The organism is Aeromonas sp. FDAARGOS 1417 (assembly GCF_019046985.1).
Classification (GTDB): domain Bacteria; phylum Pseudomonadota; class Gammaproteobacteria; order Enterobacterales; family Aeromonadaceae; genus Aeromonas; species Aeromonas veronii.
The window spans coordinates 3,587,501-3,613,214 of sequence record NZ_CP077221.1; the positions used below are offsets into that span (position 1 = coordinate 3,587,501).

Consider the following 25,714-nt stretch of genomic DNA (forward strand, 5'->3'; position numbering starts at 1 on the left):
AATTCCTTGTCGGGTAAGTTCCGACCTGCACGAATGGTGTAACCATGGCCATGCTGTCTCCACCCGAGACTCAGTGAAATCGAATTCGCCGTGAAGATGCGGTGTACCCGCGGCTAGACGGAAAGACCCCGTGAACCTTTACTACAGCTTGGCACTGAACATTGAACCTACATGTGTAGGATAGGTGGGAGGCTTTGAAGGCGTGACGCCAGTTGCGCTGGAGCCGTCCTTGAAATACCACCCTTGTATGTTTGATGTTCTAACGCAGGGCCCTGAATCGGGCTCGCGGACAGTGCCTGGTGGGTAGTTTGACTGGGGCGGTCTCCTCCCAAAGAGTAACGGAGGAGCACGAAGGTTGGCTAATCCTGGTCGGACATCAGGAGGTTAGTGCAATGGCATAAGCCAGCTTAACTGCGAGACGGACAGGTCGAGCAGGTACGAAAGTAGGTCATAGTGATCCGGTGGTTCTGAATGGAAGGGCCATCGCTCAACGGATAAAAGGTACTCCGGGGATAACAGGCTGATACCGCCCAAGAGTTCATATCGACGGCGGTGTTTGGCACCTCGATGTCGGCTCATCACATCCTGGGGCTGAAGTCGGTCCCAAGGGTATGGCTGTTCGCCATTTAAAGTGGTACGCGAGCTGGGTTCAGAACGTCGTGAGACAGTTCGGTCCCTATCTGCCGTGGGCGTTGGATGATTGAAGGGAGTTGCTCCTAGTACGAGAGGACCGGAGTGAACGAACCTCTGGTGTTCGGGTTGTCACGCCAGTGGCACTGCCCGGTAGCTAAGTTCGGAATCGATAACCGCTGAAAGCATCTAAGCGGGAAGCGAGCCCTGAGATGAGTCATCCCTGACCCCTTGAGGGTCCTAAAGGGCCGTTGGAGACCACAACGTTGATAGGTGGGGTGTGTAAGCGCGGCGACGTGTTGAGCTAACCCATACTAATTACCCGTGAGGCTTAACCATACAACACCCAAGAAGTGTTCTAAGGCTTGTAGCAAATAGAACGAACTACTCAAATTCAGTGATAGTGACAAGCCAAGCGCAACATCACTACTCACGTCAGCTTTCTAGATTAAGAATTTGCCTGGCGGCCATAGCGCCGTGGAACCACCTGATCCCATGCCGAACTCAGAAGTGAAACGCGGTAGCGCCGATGGTAGTGTGGCATTCGCCATGCGAGAGTAGGACACTGCCAGGCACCCAATACAAGAACCCCGCTCAATGAGCGGGGTTTTTTATTGCCTGCAATTTATTAAATCGTCTGATATTTGACCTGAATTATTCCTTTCTTCTGTTTTTATTGTTACTCACCGTTATCTTTTGGTTCAACGAATAGCCTGATGTTACGCTTTTACTCTTTCTTCATGTAAAGCCATTGCTCTGTATGGCAGGGCTGGCATCGCCATAACCCGTGAATCCCATGATCGCCTATACGTCATGCTCTCTTGCTTGGGGTCTAGGCTTCCTGAGTTAGCCGTCCCCTCTTTTTAAGCCGCAACCCCATCATCCCTGCTTTTCTATGACTGTGTTAACTGTAGTGGTCTAATCATCCCGGACACCATTGTAGGTGGTACAGTCGCCACCATGACCTGAGGTGTTCAATGACAAGATTACGTCGCTCATTTACTGCCGAATTCAAACTCGAAGCCGCATCCCTGGTACTCGACCAGGGATACTCTGTCCCTGAAGCCAGCCGTTCACTGGATGTCGGTGAAACCGTACTGCGTCGCTGGGTTCAGCAGCTCCAATCCGAACGCTGCGGCACAACCCCAATCAGCAAAGCACTGACTCCGGAGCAGCAGAAAATTCAGGAGCTGGAAGCCCGCATCAACCAGCTCGAACGTGAAAAGGACATACTAAAAAAGGCTACTGCTCTCTTGATGGCGGACGAGTTCACACGTACGCGCTGATAGACCGATTAAGGGAGCAAGCCCCCATCACTCTGGTCTGCTGCGCTTTCGATGTTCCCACCTCCTGTTTTTACGATTATCTGGCTCGCAGGCGGACGATTAACCGTGAACGTATGCAACAGCGCTGTGAGTTGCGCCGTTTGTTCAAAGAAAGCCGGAACTCAGCGGGCAGCCGCGCCTTGATGTCGATGATGCGGGAGTTGGGGTATCAGATTGGTCGATTCAAAGTACGTAACCTGATGAAGGAAGCCGGTCTGGTATCCAAGCAACCGGGCGCTCATCGCTATCAGGTCGCTCGGTCTGAACGACCGGACATTCCCAATCTGCTGGCCCGCGAATTTGATGTCCAGCAACCCAATCAGGTGTGGTGTGGCGATATCACCTACGTCTGGGCAGGTGGTCGTTGGCGTTACCTGGCAGCGATTCTTGACCTGTACACCCGGCGGGTCGTGGGCTGGGGGATGTCTGATAAGCCTGATGCAGAGCTGGCCATCAAAGCACTTGAGATGGCGTATCAGCAACGAGGTTGTCCGTCAGGCGTGCTGTTTCACTCTGACCAGGGCAGCCAATATGGCAGCCGGGCATTTCGGCAACGACTGTGGCGCTATCGCATGACCCAGAGCATGAGTCGGCGTGGCAACTGCTGGGATAACGCCCCGATGGAGCGACTGTTCAGGAGCCTGAAGTCAGAGTGGCTCCCGGCTATGGGATATATGAGCTTGCGAGAGGCGAAGCGGGATATCAGTTATTACCTGATGGATTACTACAACTGGCGGCGTCCACATCACCACAATGACGGGATACCGCCAGCAAAAGCCGAGGTTCGGCCTAACCAAGTGTCCGGATTTAGTTGACCACTACAAACCGACCCTGATTGTATTCCGAAGAGGGGTTATTGACGGTACCAACATGCTGGAGCTGTGGTCGCTGCATTGGGTCGCTGTTGTTTGGGGTAATAAGGAAATGGGAAGGGATACGGGCAGGAACGCAGAGGTTCGATGTTGATAGGTGATCTTGTGGCAGCTGTTGAGCCCGCAGGTGAGAAGATCAAGAAAGGAGTTGAAGAAGACTAGTGTATTGAGATCTATGAGGAGTGGCAAATCGCAGGCAAACAAAAAGCCCACGCAACATGGTTGCATGGGCTCGGTATGAATGGCGGAGGAGGTGGGATTTGAACCCACGGATGGTCGCCCATCGCCGGTTTTCAAGACCGGTGCATTCAGCCGCTCTGCCACCCCTCCGCAGCAGTGCGGCGAATATTACCATGCTGATCCGGCTTGTAAATCCCCGTCCGGTTTGATTGCTGGTTAATTGCGCGAAATGACATGAAAAAGTGGCAGTCAGGGCGCATCAAGCGCTTTTTTGGCCAGATAACTTGACTTGAAAACAGACTCAACCACTATAGTGGCCTCTATCATATCCTCTGCAAGATAACGTTATGACTATTAAAAATGCCCTGTTTTGCGCGCTGGCTGGCGTGACCCTGCTGGCGACGCCGGTACATGCAAGCGAGCTGACCAAAAGCGATGTCGAGCAAATCGTTCGCGACTATCTGGTCAAGAATCCCGAGATCCTGGTCGAGATGTCCAATGCCCTGCGTGCCAAGCAGGAGAGCCAGCAGGCCGAGAGTGACAAGGCGCTGATCAAGGCTCACTCCAAGCAGCTTTATGCCAATCAGGATCCCGAGATGGGGAATCCGAAGGCATCTCTGACCATTGTGGAGTTTTTCGATTACAACTGCGGTTACTGCAAGCGGGCCCATCCGCTGGTCAAGCAGCTGATGGCGGAAGACAAAGACATCCGGTACATCTACAAGCAGTTCCCCATTCTGAGCGAGTCCTCCTACTTCGCAGCCCGTGCTGCGCTGGCGGTCCAGCTGGGTCAGCCTGACAAGTACCAGGCGTTCCACGAGAAGCTCTATAGCCATCAGGGCCCGCTCGCTGATGAAGCACAGGTCAAGCAGTTGGCTGTGGCGGCCGGTGTGGACTGGAGCAAGGTGGAGGCCAAGATCAAGGATGGCAGCATTGACCAGAACCTCGGTACCAACCGTGCGCTGGCTGAAGCGCTCGGTATCTCCGGTACCCCGGCCTTCATCATCGGTGATCAGATCCTGCGCGGTGCTCCCCGTGATCTGGCCAGCCTGAAGGGGTTTATCAAGGACGTGCGTGCCGGCAAGAGCATTCAATAAGCAGTTGTTATGGTCGAGGGCCCAGCGCCTCGGCCAGATACAGAAAGAGGGTCGGTATCACTACCGGCCCTCTTTTTTATTATGTCCTTTGGCACAGGTGGTCGTCGCGAAAGGACCATAACAACGTGCTCAGGACCCGGCCTGTTGGCCTCAGTAACAAGTATTAGCAGAGCCGTTCGGAGTCTAATGATAAATATTTCGCCTCGCAGAGGTGTGTCGTGAACATTGCTTAATTCCGGTCAAGATTTTTTCTGCTGCTTGCCTTAGAATCGCCGCCCGTTGCAGGAGAAACCCCTATGTTAGTTGATATTTTACGGCTGGTTTTTATAGCCGGAGGCCTCGTATTCATCTTTATGCTGGTGCAAGCCTGCTGGCGGAAGAAGCAGAGTGGATCCTTTGAGGCGACCCCCTTCTGGCCGGTGGCGTTGATCGGTGGGGTTGCCAACTTCCTCGATACCCTGGGGGTGGGCAGCTTTGCGGTAAAGACCGCCTGCTACAAGCAGTTCAAGCTGATCGATGATCGGGTGCTGCCGGGCACCCTTAATGGGCAGTGCGTGCTGCCGACCGTGACTCAGTCGCTGATCTTCGTCGGCGCAGTAGCGGTGGATCCGCTGACGCTGATCAGCATGATGATGGCCGCCGCAGCGGGCGCTGCCTGGGGCGCTCGCCATGTGGCCTCGTTTGATCGGCAGACCATCCGGTTGGTGATGGCCATTTCTTTACTGATCGTTGCAGGGCTTATCTTTGCCGGTCTGCTGGGTCTTTTCCCTGTAGGCGGCGATGCGATGGGGCTCAGCGGCTATAAGTTGGCGATCGCCCTGCTTGGCAATTTCATCTTCGGGGTGCTGATGAATGTCGGTATCGGCTTGTTTGCCCCCTGCATGACGCTGGTTTATCTGCTGGGGATGAATCCGCTGGCGGCGTTTCCCATCATGATGGGCTCCACCGCCGTGCTCAGCGTCTTCTCCGCAGGCACTTTTATCCGCAAAGGGGCGTTCGATGCCAAGGCGGTGCTGGCGGTAGCCATCTTCGGCCCCATCGGTGTGGTGTTGGCCGCCATGCTGGTCAAGTCCATGGATATGGAGATGCTGAAGTGGCTGGTTGCCTTTATCGTCATCTATACCTCCTGGACCATGTACGCTTCTTGGCGGGCGGCGCGTCGCTCCCCTGTGCAGCTGACGGTGGAGAGCGCAGGCTAGCCTGTACCAGTGCCGCTTCGGCCTTGGCCCCCAGAAAAACATAGAGGCCAAGCGCCAGCAGCAAACCCACCGCACACCCCATCACTCCGACCGCAGGCCAGAGCAACTCGCTCTGGCCGAGCGAGCCTTTGAATAGCAGCAACAGCCCCTCGATGGAGACCGCGATCAGAATGGCGGCGATAAAGCGGGTGATGGTGCGGCGAATGGCGCTGTGGCGGAAGATATCCTTATGCAGCAGTACCTCCTCTTCCAGAATGGTCTTGCCCAGATCGAACACCGCCAGTGCCAGCGTCAGGAAGATGATGGCGCTAAAGGCGCCGAGCTGGTTCTGCTGCTCGCCGCACAATAGCTGGTAGAGCTGCTCCAGCCCGTGCCAGATCAGGGTGGCGACGATGAGAAACAGCGCCATGCTGAGCACCACATAGACCGCCTTGAACCAGGGCATGGCGCGGCGGCGCTCCCTGTCTCCCATCAACCAGCCAATCAGCTGATTCAGACAGACGGTGATCTCCCGTCCTTGCCCCTGCACGATAAGGTGCAACCGGTTATGGGCGGCCGGTGCCGCAGGCTGGATGCACATCGGCCCCTGATAATGGTCAATGCTGACGACAAAGGGATACCCCTTGAGCGAGACAAGGGGGGCGCTGAGCAGCCCCTGCAGTAGCGGGGCCAACTCCTCCTGATACTCCTGATAGCGCCGCAGCACATCGATGGGGCTCATTTCTGCCATATGGACCTCGGTGACGTGGGCTCTTGTGGTGAATGTGCAAATAGTGGGCCTGCTTTATGACAGGGATGGCGGGGCAAAGTTGCACCAGAGGATGACAAATCGGTGGATGACGAGGGGGGAATGCACCAGAAATGGGCGTATTGCCGCCCTGTGTGGTGATGGAGGCTCTGTAATAGAAAAGGGCCCATGACGGGCCCTTTGCGACAACCAACGGCGATTTAGCCAGCCAGCTTGGCGAAGCTGCGCTCGGCGGCAGCCAAGGTATGTTCGATCTCCTTGTCGCCGTGAGCCAATGACAGGAAGCCCGCCTCGTAGGCGCTCGGCGCCAGATAGACGCCCTCTTCCAGCATGAGATGGTAGAAGCGCTTGAAGCGTTCCATATCGCAGCGAGTGACCTGCTCGTAGCGGGTGATTTCGCTCTCTTCGGTGAAGAAGAAGCCGAACATGCCGCCCACATAGTTGATGGCGAGCGGAATGCCATGCTTGGCCGCGGCGGCTTTCAGCCCTTCTGCAACACGAGCTGTCTTGGCGCTCAGCTGCTCATAGAGACCCGGCTCCAGCAGCAGATCCAGCATGGTCAGACCGGCAGCCATGGCCACCGGGTTGCCGGAGAGAGTACCCGCCTGATAGACAGGGCCGGTCGGGGCGATGTGCTGCATCACCTTCTTCTTGCCGCCGAAGGCGCCCACCGGCATGCCGGCACCGATGATCTTGCCGAGGGTGGTGAGATCCGGGTCGATGTTGTAGTGGCCCTGGGCACCACGCAAGGAGACGCGGAAGCCAGTCATCACTTCGTCCAGGATCAGCAGGGCACCGAACTCGTCACAGATGGCGCGCAGCCCTTCCAGGAAGCCCGGCACCGGCGGGATGCAGTTCATGTTGCCTGCGACCGGCTCGACGATGATACAGGCGATCTCGCTGCCGTACTGGGTGAAGGCTTCACGCACCGAATCCAGATCGTTGAAGACGCAGGTCAGGGTGTGTTTGGCGAAATCGGCCGGAACGCCCGGGCTGTTGGGTTGACCCAGGGTCAGGGCGCCGGAACCTGCCTTGACCAGCAGGGAGTCGGCGTGGCCGTGGTAGCAGCCCTCGAATTTGACGATCTTGTCGCGGCCGGTGTAGCCACGGGCCAGACGAATGGCGCTCATGGTGGCTTCGGTGCCGGAGTTCACCATCCGTACCTGCTCCATGGAGGGGACGATCTGGCGCACTTTCTCGGCCATCAGCACTTCGATCTCGGTCGGCGCACCGTAGCTCAGCCCTTTTTCCACCGCCTTGATGACGGCAGCCTTGATGGCTGGGTGGTTGTGACCCAGCAGCATGGGTCCCCAGGAGCCGATGTAATCCACGTAGGCTTGACCATCCACATCATAGAGATAGGCGCCATCGGCGTGATCGATGAAGCGGGGCGTGCCGCCGACCCCATTGAAGGCGCGGACCGGTGAGTTGACGCCACCCGGAATGGTCTGGCGGGCCTGTTCAAACAGCTGATCTGATTTTGACATGGATCATCCTTAATGGGATTTTGGTCGTCACACAAGGGATTGCAGCCGATTGAGACTCGGCAGGCCGGAGCATCAGGAGTATGCTTTGCGCTCTCGCCACCCGGACTCTCGGTCTGCTCCCGTGACAAAAATTTAACGGGCCGACTATAGCAGAAAGCCCCAGCCCTGGGCAGCCGAGCAACGCGCCGGGTGATCCTGATCTCAGCTAGCTGACGATATGGTTTTTCCAAGTTGGTGTAACAAGATGGCGCAACAAGCTCTCTCCTCTGAAGCCGATACCTCTGCGCGGGGGCCGCTTTCCCGCATTATCCGGCAAGACAAGATGCCCTTGCTGGTGCTGCTGCTGGCGGCGCTGGTCGGCACCCTGGCCGGACTGGTGTGCGGCCTGTTCGAATCGGGAGTCCACTGGCTGGCAGAACAACGTATCGCCTTGCTGGCAGACCGTCCCTGGTGGCAGCTCGGTCTGCTTGGCTTTGGCTTCAGCGCCTTGCTGGGATTTGTCGGTTACTTCCTCACTCATACCTTTGCCCCGGAAGCGGGTGGTTCCGGCATTCCCGAGATCGAGGGGGCGATGGACGAGCTGCGCCCGGTGCGGTGGTGGCGAGTGTTGCCGGTCAAGTTCTTCGGCGGCATCTGTACCCTGAGCTCCGGTATGGTGCTGGGGCGGGAGGGGCCTTCGGTACAGATCGGCGGCAACCTCGGCAAGATGGTGGCGGATATCTTCCGGTTGCCCAAGGAGCATGGTCACGCCCTGTTGGCCGCCGGTGCGGCGGGCGGTCTGGCGGCAGCCTTCAATGCGCCGCTGGCAGGTATCCTGTTCGTGATGGAGGAGATGCGACCGCAGTTTCGCTACTCCTTTCTGGCCATCAAGGCGGTGGGGATCTCCGCCATCATGGCGACCTTGATGTTGCAGAACATGAAAGGGCAGGGGGCGGTGATCACCTTGCCTCACTACGATGCGCCAGCCCTCAAGGCGCTCTGGCTGTTCCTTTTTATGGGAGCCACCTTCGGGGTGCTCGGTTTTGTCTTCAACAAGTTGGTGCTGGCCTGTCAGGATGGCTATCTGGCGTTGCACCAGAACAAGCGCCACCGTTTTGTGGCCATCGGCATGCTGGTCGCCGGAACGTTTGGCGTGCTGTCGCTGTTTGCTCCCGCGGTGACGGGGGGCGGCACCGAGCTTATTCCCCATCTGATGGGGGATGAGTATGCGATGGCGACCCTGTTCCTCATCTTTTCGGTGCGGCTGGTCGCGACCCTCATCTGCTTCTGCTCCGGTGCCCCGGGCGGGGTGTTTGCGCCGACCCTGGCGTTGGGCACCTTGTTTGGCGTGGTGTTTGGCCATCTGTTTCATGCGGCGTTTCCCGAGCTTGGCATCGAGCCCGGCGCCTTTGCCATCGCCGGAATGGGAGCGCTGTTTGCTGCCACCGTGCGTGCCCCCATCACCGGTATCGTGCTGGTCACCGAGATGACCGACAACTATCAGCTGATTTTGCCGATGATGATCACCACGGTCGGGGCGACTCTGGTTGCCCAGTGGCTGGGTGGCCGGCCCATCTATTCCCAGATCCTGGAGCGAACTTTACGGCTCGCCGCGCGTCAAAAGCGGGGTGATGGCAGCGCCACGGCCAGTTAATTTTTCCCTTTATCGCCTTTGGCCCCGGTCAGGGCGGTATAGTGAAGGGAGAGGCGCTGCCGTAAATGGCGTGATAACGGGATGAGGGGCTATGTCCAATCTATTGAAGTTATTGGTCGTGTTAGCCGTTGGCGGGCTCATCGGTTACTTTGTCGGGAACCGTCAGGAGCTGGCCCAGAGCAGTCTGTTGGTGGTACAGCAGGAGACGCTGGATCGTCAGGGCAAGGCCATCGGCCAGCTCAAGACCGAATTGGGGGTGAAAGATACCCAGCTGGCGACCCAGAAAGCGGCCTTCGAGCAGTTGCAGACCACCCTGAAGAGTCAGGAGGCGCAGGTGCAGGAGCTCAAGCGCCAGCTGGCCTTTTTCGAGCGGATCATGCGCCCCACCGGCGAACAGGTGGGGGTGGTGATCGACAACTTGACCCTGCAGGAGACCAGCATTCCCGGTCGTTACCACTACCGTCTAGCCCTGACCCAGCCCGCCAAAAAGCGGGAGCTGTTCCGTGGTCAGGTGCAGATCCGGGTCGAGGGGAGCCTGGCCGACAAGCCGAAGACGCTGACCGGTCGCGATCTCGGAATGAAGGTGAGCGAGTGGCGTTATGCCCTGCGTTATTTCCAGCTGCTGGAAGGGAATTGGCAGTTGCCGGAAGGCTTTGTGCCGGATCGGATCCGTGTCACCATCAACAAGGATGGCAGGCAACCGGCGCAAGAGCTGCTGGTTGAGTGGGGCGAGGTGATCAAGCCGCTGGTCGCCGCGCCGCCTGCTCCGGTTCCCGCTGCCGGTTAAACGTGGTGAATACTTGAACTGAATGGTCGGGTATTGGATAATTTCGCGGTTTCCATGTTTGTGGATCTAATGGTTGTGAGGTCAGTAATGAGTGCAGTAGCAGAAGCTCCGCTGCCCATCCAGATGACGGATGCGGCGGCCAACAAGGTGAAGAACCTGATCACCGAGGAAGAGAATCCCGAGCTGAAGCTGCGGGTATACATCACGGGTGGGGGCTGCTCCGGTTTCCAGTATGGCTTTACCTTTGATGAGAAGATCAACGACGGGGACACCGTAGTCGAGAAGAATGGCGTCACCATGGTGATCGATCCCATGAGCCTGCAATATCTGGTAGGCGGCAGTGTGGATTACACCGAGGGTCTGGAAGGTTCACGCTTCACCGTGACCAACCCCAATGCCACCACGACCTGTGGCTGTGGCTCCAGCTTCTCCATCTGATCGGCATTATCGGTCTGATGAAACGGCTCTCGGCAACGAGGGCTGTTTTTGTTTGTGGTGCTCAGTGTGCTCCATCAAACAGCATTTCTCTGAAACAACAAAGGCGCCTCGATGGCGCCTTTGTTGTTTGCAGAATGGCTTAGCGGGAGCTTGCCGCCGCGACCAGCGGGACCCGGTTCACTGCCTTGCCCATGTAGGCGAGGGTGATGGTCACAATGATGCAGGTGAAGCTCAGCCACATGTAAGGCAGGTAGTCGAGGGTTGCCACCCCCAGTACCCCGGCCATGAAGATGCCGTTGTCGCTCCAGGGCACCATGCCGCAGGTGAGGGTGCCGCCAAACTCGGCGTTGCGAGAGAGGTTCTTGCGCGCCAGTCCCAGTCGGTCGTAGTTCTTGGCCATGATCTTGGGGGTCAGGATCAGCGACACATACATTGCCGAGCCAAACACGTTGGCCAGAAACGCAGTGCCGATGGTGTGGCTGGTCAGGCTGCCGACGCTGTTGATGCGCTTCTCGAAGGCGCTGGCGATCACTTCCAGAATGCCGACCTTCTCCAGCAGGCCACCAAACCCGAGACCGAAGATGATGACCGCGACCGAGCCCAGCATGGACTCCATGCCGCCGCGACCGAGAATGTTGTCGATAAAATCGATGCCGGAGGTGATGGCAAACGGACTATAAGCCGAGTGCATTGCCTTGACCGGATCCATGCCCTGGAAGGCGATGGCCCAGATCAGGCCTAGCAGGGCGCCGAAGCTGATCACCGGGAAGGCGGGCTTGCGATTGGCCAACAGCCCCAGCACCAGTACCACCGGCACTATGGCCAGCGGAGTGATGTTGAACTGGTTGTCGAGGGCCTCCATCACCAGATTGACCTGCTCCAGGCTGACGTTGCCTGAATACTGCATGCCCACCACGGTGAACAGCACGGCGGTGATGACATAGGAGAGCAGGCTGATGGGCAGCATCCCCTTGATATGCTCCACCACGTCGACGTTGGACATGGTCGAGGCCAGTACCACGGAGTCGGAGAGCGGAGATAGCTTGTCACCGAAGTAGACGCCGGAGAGCACGGCACCGGCTACCAGCGGCGCAGGCACGCCGAGACTGTGGCCGATCCCCATCATGGCGATACCGGCGGTGGCGGCAGAGCCCCAGGAGGTGCCGGTGGCTAGCGAGGTCAGGGAGCAGATGATCAGGGTTGCCAGCAGGAAGATGGACGGGTGGATCACCTTGAGGCCGAAGTAGATGATGCTGGGGACTATGCCGCCAGCTATCCAGGTACCGACCAGGGCACCGACGGAGACCAGGATCAGGATGGCCCCCATCCCCTTGGCAACGCCGTCAACGGCTGCCTGTTCCAGGGATTTGTAATCGTGGCCGAGTTTGATGCCAAGCCCCATGATGACGAACCAGGCGATGAACAACGCCAGCTGGATCGGCAGATCGAGCACGCTGGTGAACGAGAATGCCAGGGCCAGGAAAATGGCCAGACAGGCAAATACCTGTGCCATGCCCGGTAGTCGGATGTGGTTTTGTTGGTTTTGCATAGATACTTCCTAAACTCTTGCTCGCCAAGGTCACTCCCTCTCGTCCTGTGGATACATCGATCCCGAGGAGGCAACCCAAAAAGAGGCCGCAATCTACCACAAACCCGGCGGGTTAAAGCCCCATCAAATTGGCAAAAATGCACATTTGATTGAAAAAATCACAAATTAGTTGATCTCATAACCCGTTTTTGAGCGGCCTGTTGACACAAAGGGTCACATACGAAGCTTGATTGTGACACCACTTGTATCCCCAGTAGATGAATATGATAATTATTATCAATTGTTGGTGGGGGAGAAAACAATGCGCTGGATATTGCGGGGTATGATGTTGCTGGTGGCGGTGGCCGTACTCGCATGGGGTCAGGATAAAGAGTACGGCACCTGGAGTGCCGGTTTTCTGCTGGCTGCCTGGGTGATGCTGGAGCCCGGATTGCGGCCCGCCTTGATCTTGCTGCCAGTGGCCGGGTTGACCGGTATCGTCACCCTGCTCTGGCAGCAGCCCTGGTTATGAGCTTTTGACGGGAGCCTGCTTGATCTTCTGCTGTGCCACCTTGAGCGATTCGACCACCAGCTTTTCCATTTCGGTGCGCTTGGCGTCGGTCAGGAAGTAGATCATGTCGACATTGTGGCGAATATAGTGGGCCGGAAGCTGGTTGAGGGTAAGGCAGCAGAGGTCGGCCATCTGATCGCTGTTGAGCTTTTGCTGCAGCCCCTGTTTCTCAATCTCCTTGAGCACCAGATGTTCGTAAAAGTTGTGAATGTCGGTATCCAGTATCATATGCGTTCCTTGGCATGACGATGAGCGGGGAGTCGTCAAAAGCATAGCCATAACAAGGAGTAAAAACAAAAGGCCCATCACTTTCGTGATGGGCCTTTTGCGTAAGGAATGGTGCGAAGAGAGGGACTCGAACCCTCACATCCGTGGGACACTAACACCTGAAGCTAGCGCGTCTACCAATTCCGCCACCTTCGCACACTGATTTTCTCCAGCTGGTTTTTAAATGCGGTTGGAGCGCATTGCTCTGTTTTTACATGTCAGAAGCATGGTGCGAAGAGAGGGACTCGAACCCTCACACCCGGGGGGCACTAACACCTGAAGCTAGCGCGTCTACCAATTCCGCCACCTTCGCACATTCGGGTTTCCAGTCTGGATTTACATGCTGTCTGGATAAAGCATGGTGCGAAGAGAGGGACTCGAACCCTCACATCCGTGGGACACTAACACCTGAAGCTAGCGCGTCTACCAATTCCGCCACCTTCGCACATTGTGTTACCAGTTTTGATTTACATGCTGTCTGGAGAAGCATGGTGCGAAGAGAGGGACTCGAACCCTCACACCCGGGGGGCACTAACACCTGAAGCTAGCGCGTCTACCAATTCCGCCACCTTCGCACATTCGGGTTTTCTAGTTGGATTTACATGCTGCTGAATCAGCATGGCAGTATTGGTGCGAAGAGAGGGACTCGAACCCTCACATCCGTGGGACACTAACACCTGAAGCTAGCGCGTCTACCAATTCCGCCACCTTCGCATCACTGCGGAGGGGGATTCTATAGAGTTTTGGGGGAGCGTCAACAGCCAAAGGGGACTTTTTTCGCTGTTGACGCCCAAAGTGGCGCCAAGGGTACAAAACTTCAGCAATCAGCTGACGTTTGGCGTTCAGTAACGGCCCAATGCGCTCTGATACATCCGTTCATACTGGGTGACCGAGTCAGGCCAGTTGAAGCGGGTGCTCATGGCATTGCGCTGTACCTTGGTAAAACGCTCCTTGTCCTGCAGGAAATAGAGCAGGCTGCGGCGCATGGTATCGAGCAGGATGGCGGCAGTCGGATCGTTAAAGCAGAAGCCGGTGGCATGCTCGGGATCGGCATCCCAATCCACCACGGTATCTTTCAGACCACCCACGGCACGCACCAGTGGCAGGGTGCCATAGGCGAGGCTGTACATCTGGTTGAGGCCGCAAGGCTCGAACAGCGAGGGCATCAGGAAGAAGTCGGCACCGGCTTCGACCAGATGAGCCAGCCGATCGTCATAGGTGTTGATGAAGGCGAGCTTGCCCGGATAATCCCGGGCCATGGTTTGCAGTTGCGTGGCGAGCGCAGGATCGCCAGAGCCGACGATCACCACTTGTACCTGATGGTGGAGGAATTTCTCCAGCGCAGGGAGCAGCAGGGGAACGCCCTTCTGCTCGGTCAGGCGGCAAACCATGCCGTAGATGGGCAAGTCCGCCACGGCCAGCCCCGCCTCCTGCTGCAGGCTCTCTTTGCAGATCTGTTTGCCAGCCATGTTGTCGATGCTGTAGGTCGCAGGCAGGAATTCGTCGAACTCCGGATCCCAGTCCTTGTAGTCGCAGCCGTTGAGGATGCCGCAGAGATCTGCCGCCCGTTGCTGGAAGATATGCGCCATGCCGTGGGCGCCGAGGTGAGTCAATAGCTCCTGAGCATAGTTGGGACTGACCGCGTTAATCTTGTCGGCGTAGAGCACCCCGCATTTGAGCAGATTAACGTGGCCGTAGTCGTAATTGATGCGGCGTTCGTAGTCGGCGATCTCGGGCATGGCCCAGAACTGCTCGCGGCCAAACACCCCCTGAAACGCCGCGTTGTGAATGCTGATCACGCTGCGGGTCTGCTGGAAGAAGGGGTTGTGGGCGTGACGGGTTTTCAGCAGCAGTGGCAGCAGACCAGTGTGCCAGTCATTGCAGTGGGCGATATCCGGGGCAAAGCCGAGCTGCTCGCAGGCATGGAGGGCCGCGGCCGAGAAGAAGGCAAAGCGCTCGCCATTATCCGGATAGGCCTGATTGTTCTCGGCGTAGAGCTGGGGACGATCGAAATATTGTGGGCAGTCGAGCAGATAGACGCAGACGCCATCCAGCTCCATCTGGTAGATGCGATAACCGATATCAGGCAGCCCGGGGTGGGTTGGCAACCAGCGTGACGCTACCAGTCTGGCCTCATCTCGTCGCTTTATCGTCTTGTAGAAGGGCAACATGATCCTGACATCATGTCCCTTCTGGGCCAGGTACATCGGCAGGGCTCTGGCGACATCGGCCAGGCCCCCGGTTTTGACCAGCCCCTCAACTTCCGAGGCAACAAACAGGATTTTCAGTGGGTTAATAGCCAACTCTTGCTCCCTTAGGTACCACCACGATACCGCCTTCGGATACGGTAAATCGCTCTCTATCGTGGTCCAGATTTTCACCGATAACGGTGCCTGGCGCAATTTCAACGTTTTTATCAATGATGGCGCGCCGGATGGAGCACCCTTCACCAATCTTCACATCCCCCAGCAGTACGGATTCACTGATATGGCTGCACGCGCCGATATTGCAGCGGAAACCAAGGATGGATCGCTGGATCTGGCTGCCCTGAATGAAGCAACCGGCGGAGATCAGGGAGTTGGCGATCTTCACCTTGCACTCGTCGCTGTCGATGAAGGTAGCAGGCGGCAGCGCCGGATAGTGGGTGTGCAGGGGCCACTTGCGGTTATAGAGGGAGAAGGGGGGATTGTCGGCCACCAAGTCCATGTGTGCTTGCCAATAAGAGTCGAGGGTGCCCACATCCCGCCAGTAGACGTGCGGTTTCTCGCCGGGGATGACGTTGGTGCTGTAGTCGTAGACATAGACGGGGGCGCGCGGGTAGAGGCTCGGGATCACATCCTTGCCAAAATCATGGCTGGAGCTCTCCTCGGCGGCATCCCGCTTCAGTTCGCGGCAGAGAGCATCGGTCTCGAAGATGTAGTTGCCCATGGAGACCAGCGCCTGGGTCGGATCGCCGGGAATGTGCTTGGGCTGCTTCGGCTTTTCCTGAAAGCCGATCATCCGCCCTTCGGTATCTACCTCGATCACCCCGAATGCGCTGGCCTCTTCGATGGGCATGCGAAGTGCCGCGACCGTCATGGCGGCGTTCTTCTGCTTGTGGAAGGTGACCATCTGGCTCACATCCATCTTGTAGATGTGGTCGGAGCCGAAGATGCAGACGTGATCCGGTTCGGCCCGTTCGATAAAGCCGAGGTTCTGGTAAATGGCGTCGGCGGTGCCGTCATACCAGCGTTTGCCCATTCGCATCTGGGCCGGGATGGGATCGATAAAGCGGTCGGTGATGCCGACGATATTCCACCCCTTCTTCATGTGCAGGTAAAGGGACTGGGATTTGAATTGGGTCAGTACATAGATACGCAGAAAGTCGGCGTTGACGAAGTTGTTGAGGACAAAGTCGATCAGCCGGTAGCTGCCACCGAAGGGGACGGAAGGCTTGCTGCGGGTGGTGGTCAGAGGCTGCAGGCGAGTACCTTCGCCACCAGCCAGGATCATGGTCAAAATGCCTGCCATCGTATTTCTCTCCCTGAATTAACAACATGAAAAGGTTTTCAATGTTCGGTATAAAAACACCCCTAAAGGGGTGGTTTTTATCGTGTGCTTAATACCTTATCAGATGCCGGATGGCGCTCTCTAGCTGTTTTATTGTGCTGCTTACACTTATTTACATTTTGCTCAGATAGACCTTGAATTTGGCATCACTGCTGATCACTTCAGTCCGTTTGAAGTGTGTCTCCAGTATAGGTTGGTAGCGCAAGAAGGCGTTGGCAACAATGGTCAGTGAACCATTTGGCAGCAAAAATTCCGGCGCCTTGGCCAGGAACTGCTCGGTCGCCGCATAGAAGGTTTTGAGACCCGCATGGAATGGCGGGTTGGAGACGATGTGCTGGAAACGGGTGGAGACATCCGAATAGACATCGGAAGCTGTGACCTTGCCCTGCAGACCGTTGATCGCCAGGGTGCGGCGGCTCGATTCGAGTGCCAGCGCGCTGATATCCACCATGTTGACCTGCAGATCCGGATTGCGCTTGGCCAGCACGGACCCAATCACCCCGGCGCCGCAGCCGAAATCGAGCAATTCGCCCGTCATCGGTGGCACGGCAGCCAGCAGCATCTGGGTGCCGAGATCCAGCTCGGCGGCGCTGAAGACGCCGGGCAGCGCCAGCACGGTCAGCTCGGTATCACCCGCCTTGCACTGATAGCGGCCAAACCAGCTATCCAGATTGAAAGGTTCAACCGGTTGGCTCAGCTCACCGTGATAGAGAGAGCAGCGGCGCGCCGAGTCACGTTTGATCGGCTTTTCGCCATAGGGGGCCAGCAGCTTGTCGGCGCCATTGATGCCGCCGCGGTTTTCACCGGCCAGGAACAGATCGGCACCCGCTTCCAGCAAGGGGGTCATCATGGCCAGCAGATATTGTGCCTCGGCCTTGGCCTTGGGCATCAGCAGCAACAGGGCATCGAAGCGGGGGGCACCACCAAGCTGGTGGTCGAACAGAATAGCCTCGCCGAGGGCGGCCTGCTGGCTGCGGTAGTAGCAGTAATCGGTGGTAAAGACGGTCAGGGTCTGGGCCAGGCTCGCCAGCTGGTGGGGGTAGTCATCCTCCAGCGCGCCGCAGACAAGTAGCCGCTTGCCGACAAAGAGGGCTTGGTTTCGTTCCAGCATCTGGCTGACGGCACTGATAGGGCTGCTCATCGGGTCACTCCACGCAATTTTGGGCGGCCATTATACATAGCCCCTTTCGCCTTGACATTTATGCCGTGTTCCCGAAATATGCCCAGACACCATTTTTTGACCAGAGATGACGAAATGCGGTTCAACGGGTTGAAACGAAAGCACAAAAAAAGCCTGAAATTCGGGCCTGCCGACGTTCGCGCGTAACCTCTCATCCCTGAGAAGCTTCAAACCCCGGTTGCGCACATCGTACCGGGGTTTTTTATTGCCATATGCGCGTCATTTAGGAGAAGGAGATCCCATGTTTCAAGGTTCAATCGTTGCGTTGATCACCCCGTTTCGACAGGGAAAGCTGGATGAAGAGGCGCTGTTGCGTCTGGTGGAGTGGCATATCGAACAGGGCACTCACGGCATTGTGCCGGTGGGTACCACGGGGGAAAGTCCGACCCTGACCCATGACGAGCACTGCCGGGTGGTGGAGCTGGTGGTCAAACAGGTCGCTGGCCGTATTCCGGTGATTGCCGGAGCGGGCTCCAACAATCCGGTCGAAGCCATCGAGTACACCCTCCATGCCGAGCGGGTGGGGGCTGATGCCACTCTGCATGTGGCCGGTTACTACAACCGTCCCAATCAGGAGGGGCTCTACCACCACTTCAAGGCGGTCCACGATGCCACAGCCAAGCCGATCATCGTCTACAACATTCCGCCGCGCGCCATCGTCGACGTGCAACCCGCAACCCTGGCTCGTCTGGCCGAGCTGCCGCGTATTGCCGGGGTGAAAGATGCCACCGGCGACTTGGCCCGCCCTTGGACCGAGCGCCAGCTGATCAAAAAGCCCTTCTCCTGGCTCTCCGGTGAAGATGCTACTGCGGTTGCTTACAACATCGGCGGCGGTCAGGGCTGTATCTCGGTGACCGCCAACGTGGCCCCCAAGCTGGTGGCTGAGGTGCAGAACCTCGCGCTGGCTGGCAAGTGGCAAGAAGCGCGTGAGCTGCAAGACAAGCTGATTCCGCTCCATCAGGCGATGTTTGCCGAGCCGAGCCCGGCCGGTGCCAAATATGCCGCTTCCCTGCTCGGTTTCTGCAGCGAGGAGTGCCGACTGCCGGTGATGCCGCTGTCGGAAGCGACCCGCGAGCGCATTCGCAGCGCTATGCAGCAGCTCAACCTGCTGTAATGCAAAACGGGTGAGCCAAGGCTCACCCGTTTTGTTTTCGGCGTTTCTGGCCTTTATTTACGACATCGCCCCACTCAGGCCGCGTGATGTAGCCAGGCAGCGATGGCCAGTTGCAACTCGACATATGCCGGATAGAGGAAGAGATCGGCCAGTTCGGCAGGCCACTCGTTTTGCTCGTCCGATTGGGCTTGCAGATGGGCGTGCAGGCTGGTCAGGGCGGGTAGCCAGGGCGCGGGTTGTGGCAGCGCGGCCGCAGTGCGGGCGACCAGATCGATCCCCTGGCACAGGGCCGCGAGTGCCAGCTGTTGCATGCCTTTATCCTGAGGATGCTCCAGCCAGAGCTGCTCGTGATGCTGCCAGTGACGCAGCCCCTCGCTTACCCCCGTTATGCCATCCATACCTTCATGATCGACCAGCGCCTGCAGGGCCAGCGGTTTGCCAAGACCAGCCAGTCGATAGCCGCGCTGGGCCTTGGATTGGGCGCCGAGACGCAGTCCACCAAGCTTGGCGAGGCGTTGGGCCAGTGCAAACAGCGCCGCGGTAGCGCCTGATTTGAGCTCCAGTTCCAGTTCGTTGATGGTGGTGCAGCCCTGACTGCCGATGATCTCTCCCTGATCCCAGGCCAGTTCAATCTCGGTCCCCTCGAAGGCGATCAGCCAGTGGCGGCGCAGGAAGTCGGTGCGAAACTGGGCGACCAGCTGCTGCTGAATGTGGTCGCGCTCAGTCAGAGTCGGCCAAATCTCATCGGGAAAGGACGAGAGGGTCGGCAGATCGCTGCTGACGGGGGCGTTGTACTCGGGTCTGGCGTGCAGGCCGCCCACCACCTGGCCGCGGCATTTGATGGTCTGTTCGGCAAAGGCATCGCAGCGGCGGATCCGCAGTCCCATCTCCAGCTGGCGCAGAGCCAGGGTCGGCGTATCGAAATAGACGTTGCCGAGCTGCTGTTGTGATGATTCTTTAATCTCAAGAGAATTCAGCAGGTTGGATAACTCGGGTTGAATGTCGCGGGCGACAAAAAACTTTATCTCGATCTCAGTTTGCATAGTCATTCCGGGCTGGCAGGCAACTTTGGGGGGCAGGATTCGGGTCGCGGGGATATAATGCCCGCGAGACGACTAGATTAATTCGCGGTTTAATTGAGGGCGCAGTTCGGTTACCATGCGCGCCTCATAAAATCGTATCGAGTGTTTTTTCACCGACACAGGTTTGGCCATGCCAGTAAATACTATTTTGGGGCTTTTTGCCAAGTCCCCCATCAAGCCGCTGCAGAAGCATATCGTCAAGGTTCACCAGTGCTCCCAGCAGTTGGTTCCCTTCTTTGACGCCGTTGCCGAAGACCGTTGGGAAGATGCCGAGAAGATCCGGCAGCAGATCGCCCAACTGGAAAAAGAGGCAGATACCCTCAAGCGTGAAATCCGTCTGAAACTGCCTCGCGGCCTGTTCCTGCCGGTTGCACGTACCGACCTGCTGGAGCTGTTGACCCAGCAAGACAAGATTGCCAACCGTGCCAAGGATATCTCCGGCCGCATGCTTGGTCGTCGCATGGAGTTCCCCGCCGAAATGCGGACGGATTTCATGGCTTACCTCAAACGTTGTATTGATGCGACCGCTCAGGCCGAGAAAGCGATCGGGGAGCTCGACGAGCTGCTCGAGACCGGCTTCAAAGGACGGGAAGTGGAAATGGTTGCCGAGATGATCCACCAGCTGGATCTGATCGAGGACGATACAGACACCATGCAGATCGGACTGCGCCAACAGCTGCAAGCGGTTGAGCACAATTACAATCCGATCGATGTGATGTTCCTTTACAAGATCCTCGAATGGGTAGGTGACCTGGCAGATCAGGCCGAGCGCGTAGGCGCCCGTCTGGAACTGATGCTGGCTCGTTCGTAATCGACTGACTGGGTAAACACTACTAATGGACATTATCGCGAATTACGGCACCACTCTGGTGCTCGTGGCGGCCTTGTTCGGCTTTTTGATGGCTTGGGGCATTGGCGCGAATGACGTGGCCAACGCCATGGGAACATCGGTCGGCACCAAATCCCTGACCATCCGTCAGGCGATCATCATTGCCATGATCTTCGAATTTGCTGGTGCCTATCTGGCCGGTGGCGAAGTGACGGCCACCATCCGTAACGGCATCATCGACAGCAATGCGTTTGTCGATAGCCCGGACCTGCTGGTGCTCGGCATGATCGCCTCCCTGCTGGCGGCAGGCGCCTGGTTGATCCTCGCCTCCTACTTCGGCTGGCCCGTCTCTACCACTCACTCCATCATCGGCGCCATCGTCGGTTTTGCGGTGGTGAGCATTGGCCCGGAAGCGGTGCAGTGGAGCAAGTTTGGTGGCATCGTCGGCTCCTGGGTCATCACCCCGGCCATCTCAGGTGTCATCGCCTACTTCATGTTCATCAGCGTGCAGAAGCTTATCTTCAACACCGATGATCCCCTGAACAACGCCAAGCGCTATGTGCCGTTCTACATGTTCCTGACTGCGCTGGTTATCTGTCTGGTGACCATCAAGAAGGGGCTGACCCACGTCGGTCTGCACCTGAGCGATGGCGAGGGCATTCTGCTCTCCATCGCCATCTCCATCGCAGTGGCGTTTGCCGGCTGGATCTACATTCGCGGCCAGAAGTACAACCCGCAGGATGACAGCAAGATGCACTTCGCCAACGTGGAGAAGGTGTTCGGCATCCTGATGGTGATCACCGCCTGTGCCATGGCCTTTGCCCACGGCTCCAACGACGTGGCCAACGCCATCGGCCCACTCTCTGCGGTGGCCTCTATCGTGGCTTCCGGTGGCGAGATTTCCAGTCAGGCTGCCATTGCCTGGTGGATCCTGCCCCTTGGCGGTATCGGTATCGTGATCGGTCTGGCGACTATGGGTGAGAAGGTGATGGCGACGGTCGGTACCGGCATCACTCACCTGACCCCGAGCCGTGGTTTTGCTGCCCAGCTGGCCACTGCCGCGACCGTGGTGATTGCCTCCGGTACCGGTCTACCCATCTCCACCACCCAGACCCTGGTCGGTGCTGTGATGGGTGTCGGTCTGGCGCGCGGTATTGCGGCGCTGAATCTGGGTGTTCTGCGCAACATCGTGGTCTCCTGGATCATCACCCTGCCTGCCGGTGCCATTCTGGCTATCGCCATCTTCTACGTGCTGCAGGCCTGCTTCTCCTAATCGAAGCGGCATTCAGCAAAAAGCCCGAGTCATCGACTCGGGCTTTTTTATTGTGCGCGGGAGCTGAGGTGCTGCTCCCTTTGCATATCAGCCTTAGAGGCTGGCGCAGATCTGCCACAGATCGTACTGGATAGCGGCGGCGGTCACTTCCCGACCCGCCCCCGGCCCCTGAATCACCAACGGGTTGGTGCGGTAGCTGTCGCTCTCGATGGCGAAGATGTTGTCGCACGGCAAGAGGTTGGCAAACGGGTGATGGGGCTCCAGCGCCTCCAGTCCGACCCGGGCCTTGCCGTCATGCTCGAAGCGGGCGACGTAGCGCAGCACCTTGCCGAGGCGCTTGGCCCCTTCGAAGGCGGTCTGGATCGCGCCATCCAGCTCTTTCAGTCTGTCCATGAACTGATCGGCGGTCACCTTGCGCAGCGTGACGGGTACCAGATTCTCCAGCTCGATATCGGCGGAGTCGAGCTCGAAGCCTGCTTCCCGCGCCAGAATAAGCAGCTTGCGCCGCACATCCTGACCGGAGAGATCTTCGCGGGGATCCGGTTCGGTCAGGCCGTGCTGCCACGCCTCGTCCACCAGCTCGGAGAAGGGGCGGGTGCCGTCATACTGCTGGAACAGCCAGGAGAGGGTGCCGGAGAAGATGCCGGAGACCCCCTGAATGCGGTCGCCGCTCTGGCGCAGCATCTGGATGCTGGACTGGATCGGCAGCCCGGCACCCACGGTGGCGTTGTAGCGCCACTGCACCTGATGATCACGGCAGGTCTGTTTGATGCGCTGGTAGAACTCGCTGTCGGCGGCACCGGCAAACTTGTTGGCGGCGATGATGTGAATGCCGAGCTGGGCAAAATCCGGGTAGTAGCGGCTCACCGTTTCGCTGGCGGTCATGTCCAGCGCAACCAGCGCATCGAAGCCGTGCTGTTCAAGCTGGGAGAGCAACTCCGGCCAGATCAGCTGTTTGGGATTGAAGTTGTCCTGTACCTTGAGGGGGTTGAGTCCCTCTTCATCCAGCAGCCCCCCTTCCGAGCTGAACACCCCGTAGAGGGTGAGCGCCAGATTGAGTTCATGTTCCAGCCGTGCCTTTTCGCGGGCATAGAGACTCAGCCAGTGGCCGCCGATATTGCCCTTGCCGAACACCACCAGTCCGACCCGGGTCGGGCGGCTGAAGAGGGCGCTGTGCAGGGCGATGAGCAGCGGCTCCAGCACTACCTGACGCAGCACGGCCACCAGACTCAGGCCATCTCGGGCCACCTGGACGAACTCCAGCGGTTGATCTGCCAGCAGCTGATAGAAGCGATGGCACTGCTCCGCGTTGTCGGTGACACCGGCGCCGACCAGCGCCACCAGACTGAACCCCTCTTTCTGGATTAGGCCGGTGAAGCTCCCTTGCAGCTGGAAGTCGCGCAGCAGCTCGAAGGCGCCTTGTGCCACCTCGAGGGTGTAGGCGAGGCGCAGGATCCGGCGATCCGGCTGGCGCTGCAGGGTGAGCGGGTTGAGGCGGTGACGGGCCAGATGGGCCTCGATGGTGGCCACCGTCTGCTCATAGTTGGTCTGCGGCAGCACCTTCAGCTCGATGAGGGCGATCTGATCCACCGAGGAGACGATGCGGGCGCCACCGGAGCGGGGGGCGCGGCGCAGGATGTGGGTGCAGCCCTCGTCCGGGTTGTAGCTGCAGCGCAAAGTGAGGCGCTGGCGGCTGTCGGCCACCGGTTGCAGGGTGCGCGAGTGCAATACCGAGGAGCCAAGACGGGCCAGCTCGTTGGCTTCCGCGAGGCTCAGGCGCTCCAGCAGGCGTGCTTCTTTCACCCGACGCGGGTCGGCGCTGTAGACCCCGGCCACGTCGCTCCAGATGGTGGTGGATTCGCCGTCCGCCAGCAGCGCCAACAGGCTGGCGCTGTAGTCGGATCCGTTGCGACCGAGCAGCAGGGAGCGCCCCTCCATGTCGGCAGCGATAAAGCCGGTTACCACGATGCGACCGGCATGCTCCGCCAGTCGCGCCTTGAGCAGTTCGCTGGAGAGCGCAGTATCTACCTTGACCAGAGCGCCATCCTCGGCGCGCAGGAAACTGCGGGCATCGAGCCAGATAGCCTTGTCGCCGCGGCTGGTGAGCAGAGCCGCCAGCAGGCGCGCCGACCACACTTCGCCAAAAGCGAGCAGGCCGTTGCGGGCGAAGCGATCAAACTGCCCTTCAAGCGTTTTGGCTATCAGTTGCATGTCGTCGGCCAGCTGCTTGCTCAGATCGAGCTGCAGTTCACCCTCCAGCAAGCCGTCGATCAGGCTCTGCTGATAGGCCTGCAGGGCAGAGATGGCTTCACCGGCGGCTTCGTCCCCCGCTTCGGCCAGCTCCACCAGCTGGATCAGCCGGTTGGTGGTCTTGCCGGCGGCGGAGACCACGATCAGTTCATCCCCGCCCACCTGTTGTTCAACGATACTGGCGACCCGGCGATAACAGACCGGATCCGCCAGACTGCTGCCACCAAATTTGTGGACGTGACGTCGCTTCAATCCTGCTTCTGCTGCCACCGCGATCTCTCCTTGTTGCTGCTGTTCCATTACTTCGCTACCTGTTCTGCCTGCTGCGCCTGTTCAAAAGCCTGAGCCAGATCGGCCACCAGGTCTTCACCGTGTTCAATACCGACCGACAACCGCAGCAGCTGGGCGCTGATACCAGCTGCCTGCTGCGCCGCCGGGGTCATGGCCCTGTGGGTCATGCTGGCCGGATGGGCCACCAGACTCTCCACCCCGCCGAGGGACTCGGCCACCGAGAAGAGGGTGAGGGCCGCGAGGAAGGCGCGAATGCCCGCCTCGCTGCAATCGAGTTCAAAACTTAGCATGGCGCCGAAGCCGGACTGTTGACGGCGCGCAATATCATGGCCCGGATGGCTCGGCAGGCTGGGGTGATAGATGCGTTTTACCAGCGGCTGTTGTTGCAGGAAGGCGAGGATGCGGTCGGTATTCTCCTGATGGGTGCGCAATCTGGGGGCCAGAGTGCGCAGGCCGCGCAGGGTGAGGTAGGAGTCGAACGCCCCGGAGGTGAGCCCCAGACAGTTGGCCCACCACACCAGCGACTCGGCCAGTGCTGCCTCCTTGGCAATCGCCACTCCGCCCACCACGTCGGAGTGACCGTTGATGTACTTGGTGGTGGAGTGCACCACCACGTCGGCACCAAGGGCCAGCGGCTGTTGCAGCAGGGGGGAGAGGAAGGTGTTGTCCACCACCACCTGCGCACCCACCTCGTGGGCGGCGCTGGCAATGGCGCTGATATCCACCACTCGCAGCAACGGGTTGGAGGGGGTCTCCACCCATACCAGCGCAGGCTTTTGCGCCAGCGCGGCGGCCAGAGCGGCCTCGTCACCCTGATCGACAAATTGCACCCGGTAGTGGCCCTTGGCCGCCAGATACTCAAACAGACGCCAGGTGCCGCCGTAACAGTCGTGAGGGGCGATCAGCAGATCCCCCGCCTTGAGCAGTGCTGTGGTGACCAGATGGATGGCCCCCATGCCGGTGCCGGTGACCACGGCGCCAGCGCCCCCTTCCAGCGCCGCCAGCGCGTCCGCCAGATTGGTGCGGGTCGGATTGCCGGAGCGGGCATAATCGTATTGACGGGGCTCGCCAAAGTCGGCAAAGGTGTAGTTGCTGGAGAGGTAGATGGGGGGCACCACGGCACCGTGCTGTGTGTCTGTCTCAATCCCGGTGCGAACCGCCAGGGTGGCCTTGTGGGTCATATCACTCTCCTTGATGTCTTTTCACACGCCGGCATCTTGCTGCCACACGCTATCCCGCCATTGCGGGCTCATGGACAACCACACTACGCCAGCTTAAAAAAGCCGTCAACACTTCCAGACGTCTAAATGGCTTTGCTGTTGGATTGCCATTAATTTCCTTAAGGGTTAAAATCCGCGCTCACGGCTAAATGAGAACAGGTGAG

General features: G+C 58.5%; 20 protein-coding genes, 6 tRNA genes and 2 rRNA genes (1 of these 28 only partly in view). 12 read left to right on the forward strand and 16 right to left on the reverse strand.

Annotated elements, in window-relative coordinates:
• The 3 genes from I6L47_RS16535 to I6L47_RS16545 form a co-directional block, all read left to right on the forward strand.
• Positions 1 to 969, forward strand: a 23S ribosomal RNA gene (locus tag I6L47_RS16535); it begins 1,921 nt to the left of the window's first position.
• 120 nt (positions 970 to 1,089) lie between these two features.
• Positions 1,090 to 1,204: ribosomal RNA gene (gene rrf, locus I6L47_RS16540) — 5S ribosomal RNA — on the forward strand.
• 403 nt (positions 1,205 to 1,607) lie between these two features.
• A protein-coding gene (locus I6L47_RS16545; RefSeq protein ID WP_216947903.1) for an IS3 family transposase occupies positions 1,608 to 2,770 on the forward strand; the annotation gives its coding sequence in 2 pieces (ribosomal slippage) (positions 1,608 to 1,863 and positions 1,863 to 2,770; 1,164 coding nt in all).
• A gap of 299 nt (positions 2,771 to 3,069) precedes the next feature.
• Here I6L47_RS16545 and I6L47_RS16550 read toward each other — a convergent pair.
• Positions 3,070 to 3,157 (reverse strand) — tRNA-Ser (locus tag I6L47_RS16550).
• Positions 3,158 to 3,354: 197 nt separating this feature from the next.
• On the opposite strand from I6L47_RS16550, the gene I6L47_RS16555 reads away from it, so the two are divergent.
• Both I6L47_RS16555 and I6L47_RS16560 read left to right on the forward strand, forming a co-directional pair.
• Positions 3,355 to 4,104 carry a DsbA family protein gene (locus I6L47_RS16555; protein WP_005340211.1) on the forward strand — a complete coding sequence of 250 codons (750 nt, stop codon included), beginning with the start codon at positions 3,355 to 3,357 and terminating at the stop codon, positions 4,102 to 4,104.
• A gap of 296 nt (positions 4,105 to 4,400) precedes the next feature.
• Positions 4,401 to 5,303: a sulfite exporter TauE/SafE family protein gene (locus I6L47_RS16560; RefSeq protein ID WP_216947904.1), complete on the forward strand. Its 903-nt coding sequence runs from the start codon at positions 4,401 to 4,403 to the stop codon at positions 5,301 to 5,303.
• Here I6L47_RS16560 and I6L47_RS16565 read toward each other — a convergent pair.
• Positions 5,218 to 6,033, reverse strand: a complete 816-nt coding sequence (locus tag I6L47_RS16565; RefSeq protein WP_216947905.1) for a hypothetical protein — start codon at positions 6,031 to 6,033, stop codon at positions 5,218 to 5,220. The genes I6L47_RS16560 and I6L47_RS16565 overlap by 86 nt on opposite strands.
• Before the next feature lie 218 nt (positions 6,034 to 6,251).
• Positions 6,252 to 7,538: a glutamate-1-semialdehyde 2,1-aminomutase gene (hemL, locus tag I6L47_RS16570; RefSeq protein ID WP_064341840.1), complete on the reverse strand. Its 1,287-nt coding sequence runs from the start codon at positions 7,536 to 7,538 to the stop codon at positions 6,252 to 6,254.
• A gap of 244 nt (positions 7,539 to 7,782) precedes the next feature.
• Here hemL and clcA point away from each other — a divergent pair, with 244 nt between their 5' ends.
• The 3 genes from clcA to erpA all read left to right on the forward strand — a co-directional run bounded on the left by clcA (position 7,783) and on the right by erpA (position 10,396).
• Positions 7,783 to 9,171: a H(+)/Cl(-) exchange transporter ClcA gene (clcA, locus tag I6L47_RS16575; RefSeq protein WP_216947906.1), complete on the forward strand. Its 1,389-nt coding sequence runs from the start codon at positions 7,783 to 7,785 to the stop codon at positions 9,169 to 9,171.
• A gap of 91 nt (positions 9,172 to 9,262) precedes the next feature.
• Complete coding sequence (locus tag I6L47_RS16580) at positions 9,263 to 9,958, forward strand: DUF6776 family protein (protein ID WP_005343032.1); 696 nt, start codon at positions 9,263 to 9,265, stop codon at positions 9,956 to 9,958.
• An 87-nt stretch (positions 9,959 to 10,045) separates the two neighbouring features.
• Entirely contained in the window at positions 10,046 to 10,396 is a 351-nt protein-coding gene (gene erpA / locus I6L47_RS16585; RefSeq protein WP_005340225.1) for an iron-sulfur cluster insertion protein ErpA, read from the forward strand.
• Positions 10,397 to 10,535: 139 nt separating this feature from the next.
• On the opposite strand, the gene nhaC is transcribed toward erpA, so the two are convergent.
• Positions 10,536 to 11,945, reverse strand: a complete 1,410-nt coding sequence (gene nhaC, locus I6L47_RS16590; RefSeq protein WP_047438574.1) for a Na+/H+ antiporter NhaC — start codon at positions 11,943 to 11,945, stop codon at positions 10,536 to 10,538.
• 301 nt (positions 11,946 to 12,246) lie between these two features.
• Here nhaC and I6L47_RS16595 point away from each other — a divergent pair, with 301 nt between their 5' ends.
• On the forward strand, positions 12,247 to 12,456 hold the full coding sequence (locus I6L47_RS16595) for a hypothetical protein (RefSeq protein ID WP_005357820.1): 210 nt from the start codon (positions 12,247 to 12,249) through the stop codon (positions 12,454 to 12,456).
• On the opposite strand, the gene I6L47_RS16600 is transcribed toward I6L47_RS16595, so the two are convergent.
• The 9 genes from I6L47_RS16600 to rsmC all read right to left on the reverse strand — a co-directional run bounded on the left by I6L47_RS16600 (position 12,451) and on the right by rsmC (position 17,452).
• Positions 12,451 to 12,723 carry a late competence development ComFB family protein gene (locus I6L47_RS16600; protein ID WP_005343036.1) on the reverse strand — a complete coding sequence of 91 codons (273 nt, stop codon included), beginning with the start codon at positions 12,721 to 12,723 and terminating at the stop codon, positions 12,451 to 12,453. The two genes, I6L47_RS16595 and I6L47_RS16600, sit on opposite strands and share 6 nt — an antisense overlap.
• A gap of 109 nt (positions 12,724 to 12,832) precedes the next feature.
• Positions 12,833 to 12,918 (reverse strand) — tRNA-Leu (locus tag I6L47_RS16605).
• A gap of 71 nt (positions 12,919 to 12,989) precedes the next feature.
• Positions 12,990 to 13,075, reverse strand: a tRNA-Leu gene (locus I6L47_RS16610).
• Between the two features lie 46 nt (positions 13,076 to 13,121).
• Positions 13,122 to 13,207, reverse strand: a tRNA-Leu gene (locus I6L47_RS16615).
• 44 nt (positions 13,208 to 13,251) lie between these two features.
• Positions 13,252 to 13,337 (reverse strand) — tRNA-Leu (locus I6L47_RS16620).
• Positions 13,338 to 13,390: 53 nt separating this feature from the next.
• Positions 13,391 to 13,476: transfer RNA gene (locus I6L47_RS16625), tRNA-Leu, on the reverse strand.
• 128 nt (positions 13,477 to 13,604) lie between these two features.
• Positions 13,605 to 15,065, reverse strand: coding sequence for a glycogen synthase GlgA (glgA, locus tag I6L47_RS16630; RefSeq protein WP_005357826.1), 1,461 nt, complete (start codon positions 15,063 to 15,065; stop codon positions 13,605 to 13,607).
• On the reverse strand, positions 15,055 to 16,272 hold the full coding sequence (glgC, locus tag I6L47_RS16635) for a glucose-1-phosphate adenylyltransferase (protein ID WP_150390195.1): 1,218 nt from the start codon (positions 16,270 to 16,272) through the stop codon (positions 15,055 to 15,057). The genes glgA and glgC overlap by 11 nt, the downstream gene beginning before the upstream one ends.
• A 151-nt stretch (positions 16,273 to 16,423) precedes the next feature.
• On the reverse strand, positions 16,424 to 17,452 hold the full coding sequence (gene rsmC / locus I6L47_RS16640; RefSeq protein WP_216947907.1) for a 16S rRNA (guanine(1207)-N(2))-methyltransferase RsmC: 1,029 nt from the start codon (positions 17,450 to 17,452) through the stop codon (positions 16,424 to 16,426).
• A 280-nt stretch (positions 17,453 to 17,732) separates the two neighbouring features.
• Here rsmC and dapA point away from each other — a divergent pair, with 280 nt between their 5' ends.
• Positions 17,733 to 18,605: a 4-hydroxy-tetrahydrodipicolinate synthase gene (dapA, locus tag I6L47_RS16645; RefSeq protein ID WP_216947908.1), complete on the forward strand. Its 873-nt coding sequence runs from the start codon at positions 17,733 to 17,735 to the stop codon at positions 18,603 to 18,605.
• A 74-nt stretch (positions 18,606 to 18,679) separates the two neighbouring features.
• On the opposite strand, the gene I6L47_RS16650 is transcribed toward dapA, so the two are convergent.
• Positions 18,680 to 19,648 (reverse strand): inorganic triphosphatase, encoded by a 969-nt coding sequence (locus tag I6L47_RS16650; protein ID WP_216947909.1) that lies wholly within the window; start codon positions 19,646 to 19,648, stop codon positions 18,680 to 18,682.
• A gap of 169 nt (positions 19,649 to 19,817) precedes the next feature.
• On the opposite strand from I6L47_RS16650, the gene I6L47_RS16655 reads away from it, so the two are divergent.
• Positions 19,818 to 20,498 carry a TIGR00153 family protein gene (locus I6L47_RS16655; RefSeq protein ID WP_005340244.1) on the forward strand — a complete coding sequence of 227 codons (681 nt, stop codon included), beginning with the start codon at positions 19,818 to 19,820 and terminating at the stop codon, positions 20,496 to 20,498.
• A gap of 25 nt (positions 20,499 to 20,523) precedes the next feature.
• Positions 20,524 to 21,789 (forward strand): inorganic phosphate transporter, encoded by a 1,266-nt coding sequence (locus I6L47_RS16660; RefSeq protein WP_005343043.1) that lies wholly within the window; start codon positions 20,524 to 20,526, stop codon positions 21,787 to 21,789.
• A gap of 93 nt (positions 21,790 to 21,882) precedes the next feature.
• Here I6L47_RS16660 and I6L47_RS16665 read toward each other — a convergent pair whose 3' ends face one another.
• Positions 21,883 to 24,339 carry a bifunctional aspartate kinase/homoserine dehydrogenase II gene (locus I6L47_RS16665; protein WP_216947910.1) on the reverse strand — a complete coding sequence of 819 codons (2,457 nt, stop codon included), beginning with the start codon at positions 24,337 to 24,339 and terminating at the stop codon, positions 21,883 to 21,885.
• Positions 24,339 to 25,511 (reverse strand): cystathionine gamma-synthase, encoded by a 1,173-nt coding sequence (metB, locus tag I6L47_RS16670; protein ID WP_216947911.1) that lies wholly within the window; start codon positions 25,509 to 25,511, stop codon positions 24,339 to 24,341. Before metB ends, I6L47_RS16665 begins: the two co-directional genes overlap by 1 nt.
• Positions 25,512 to 25,714: the final 203 nt, after the last annotated feature.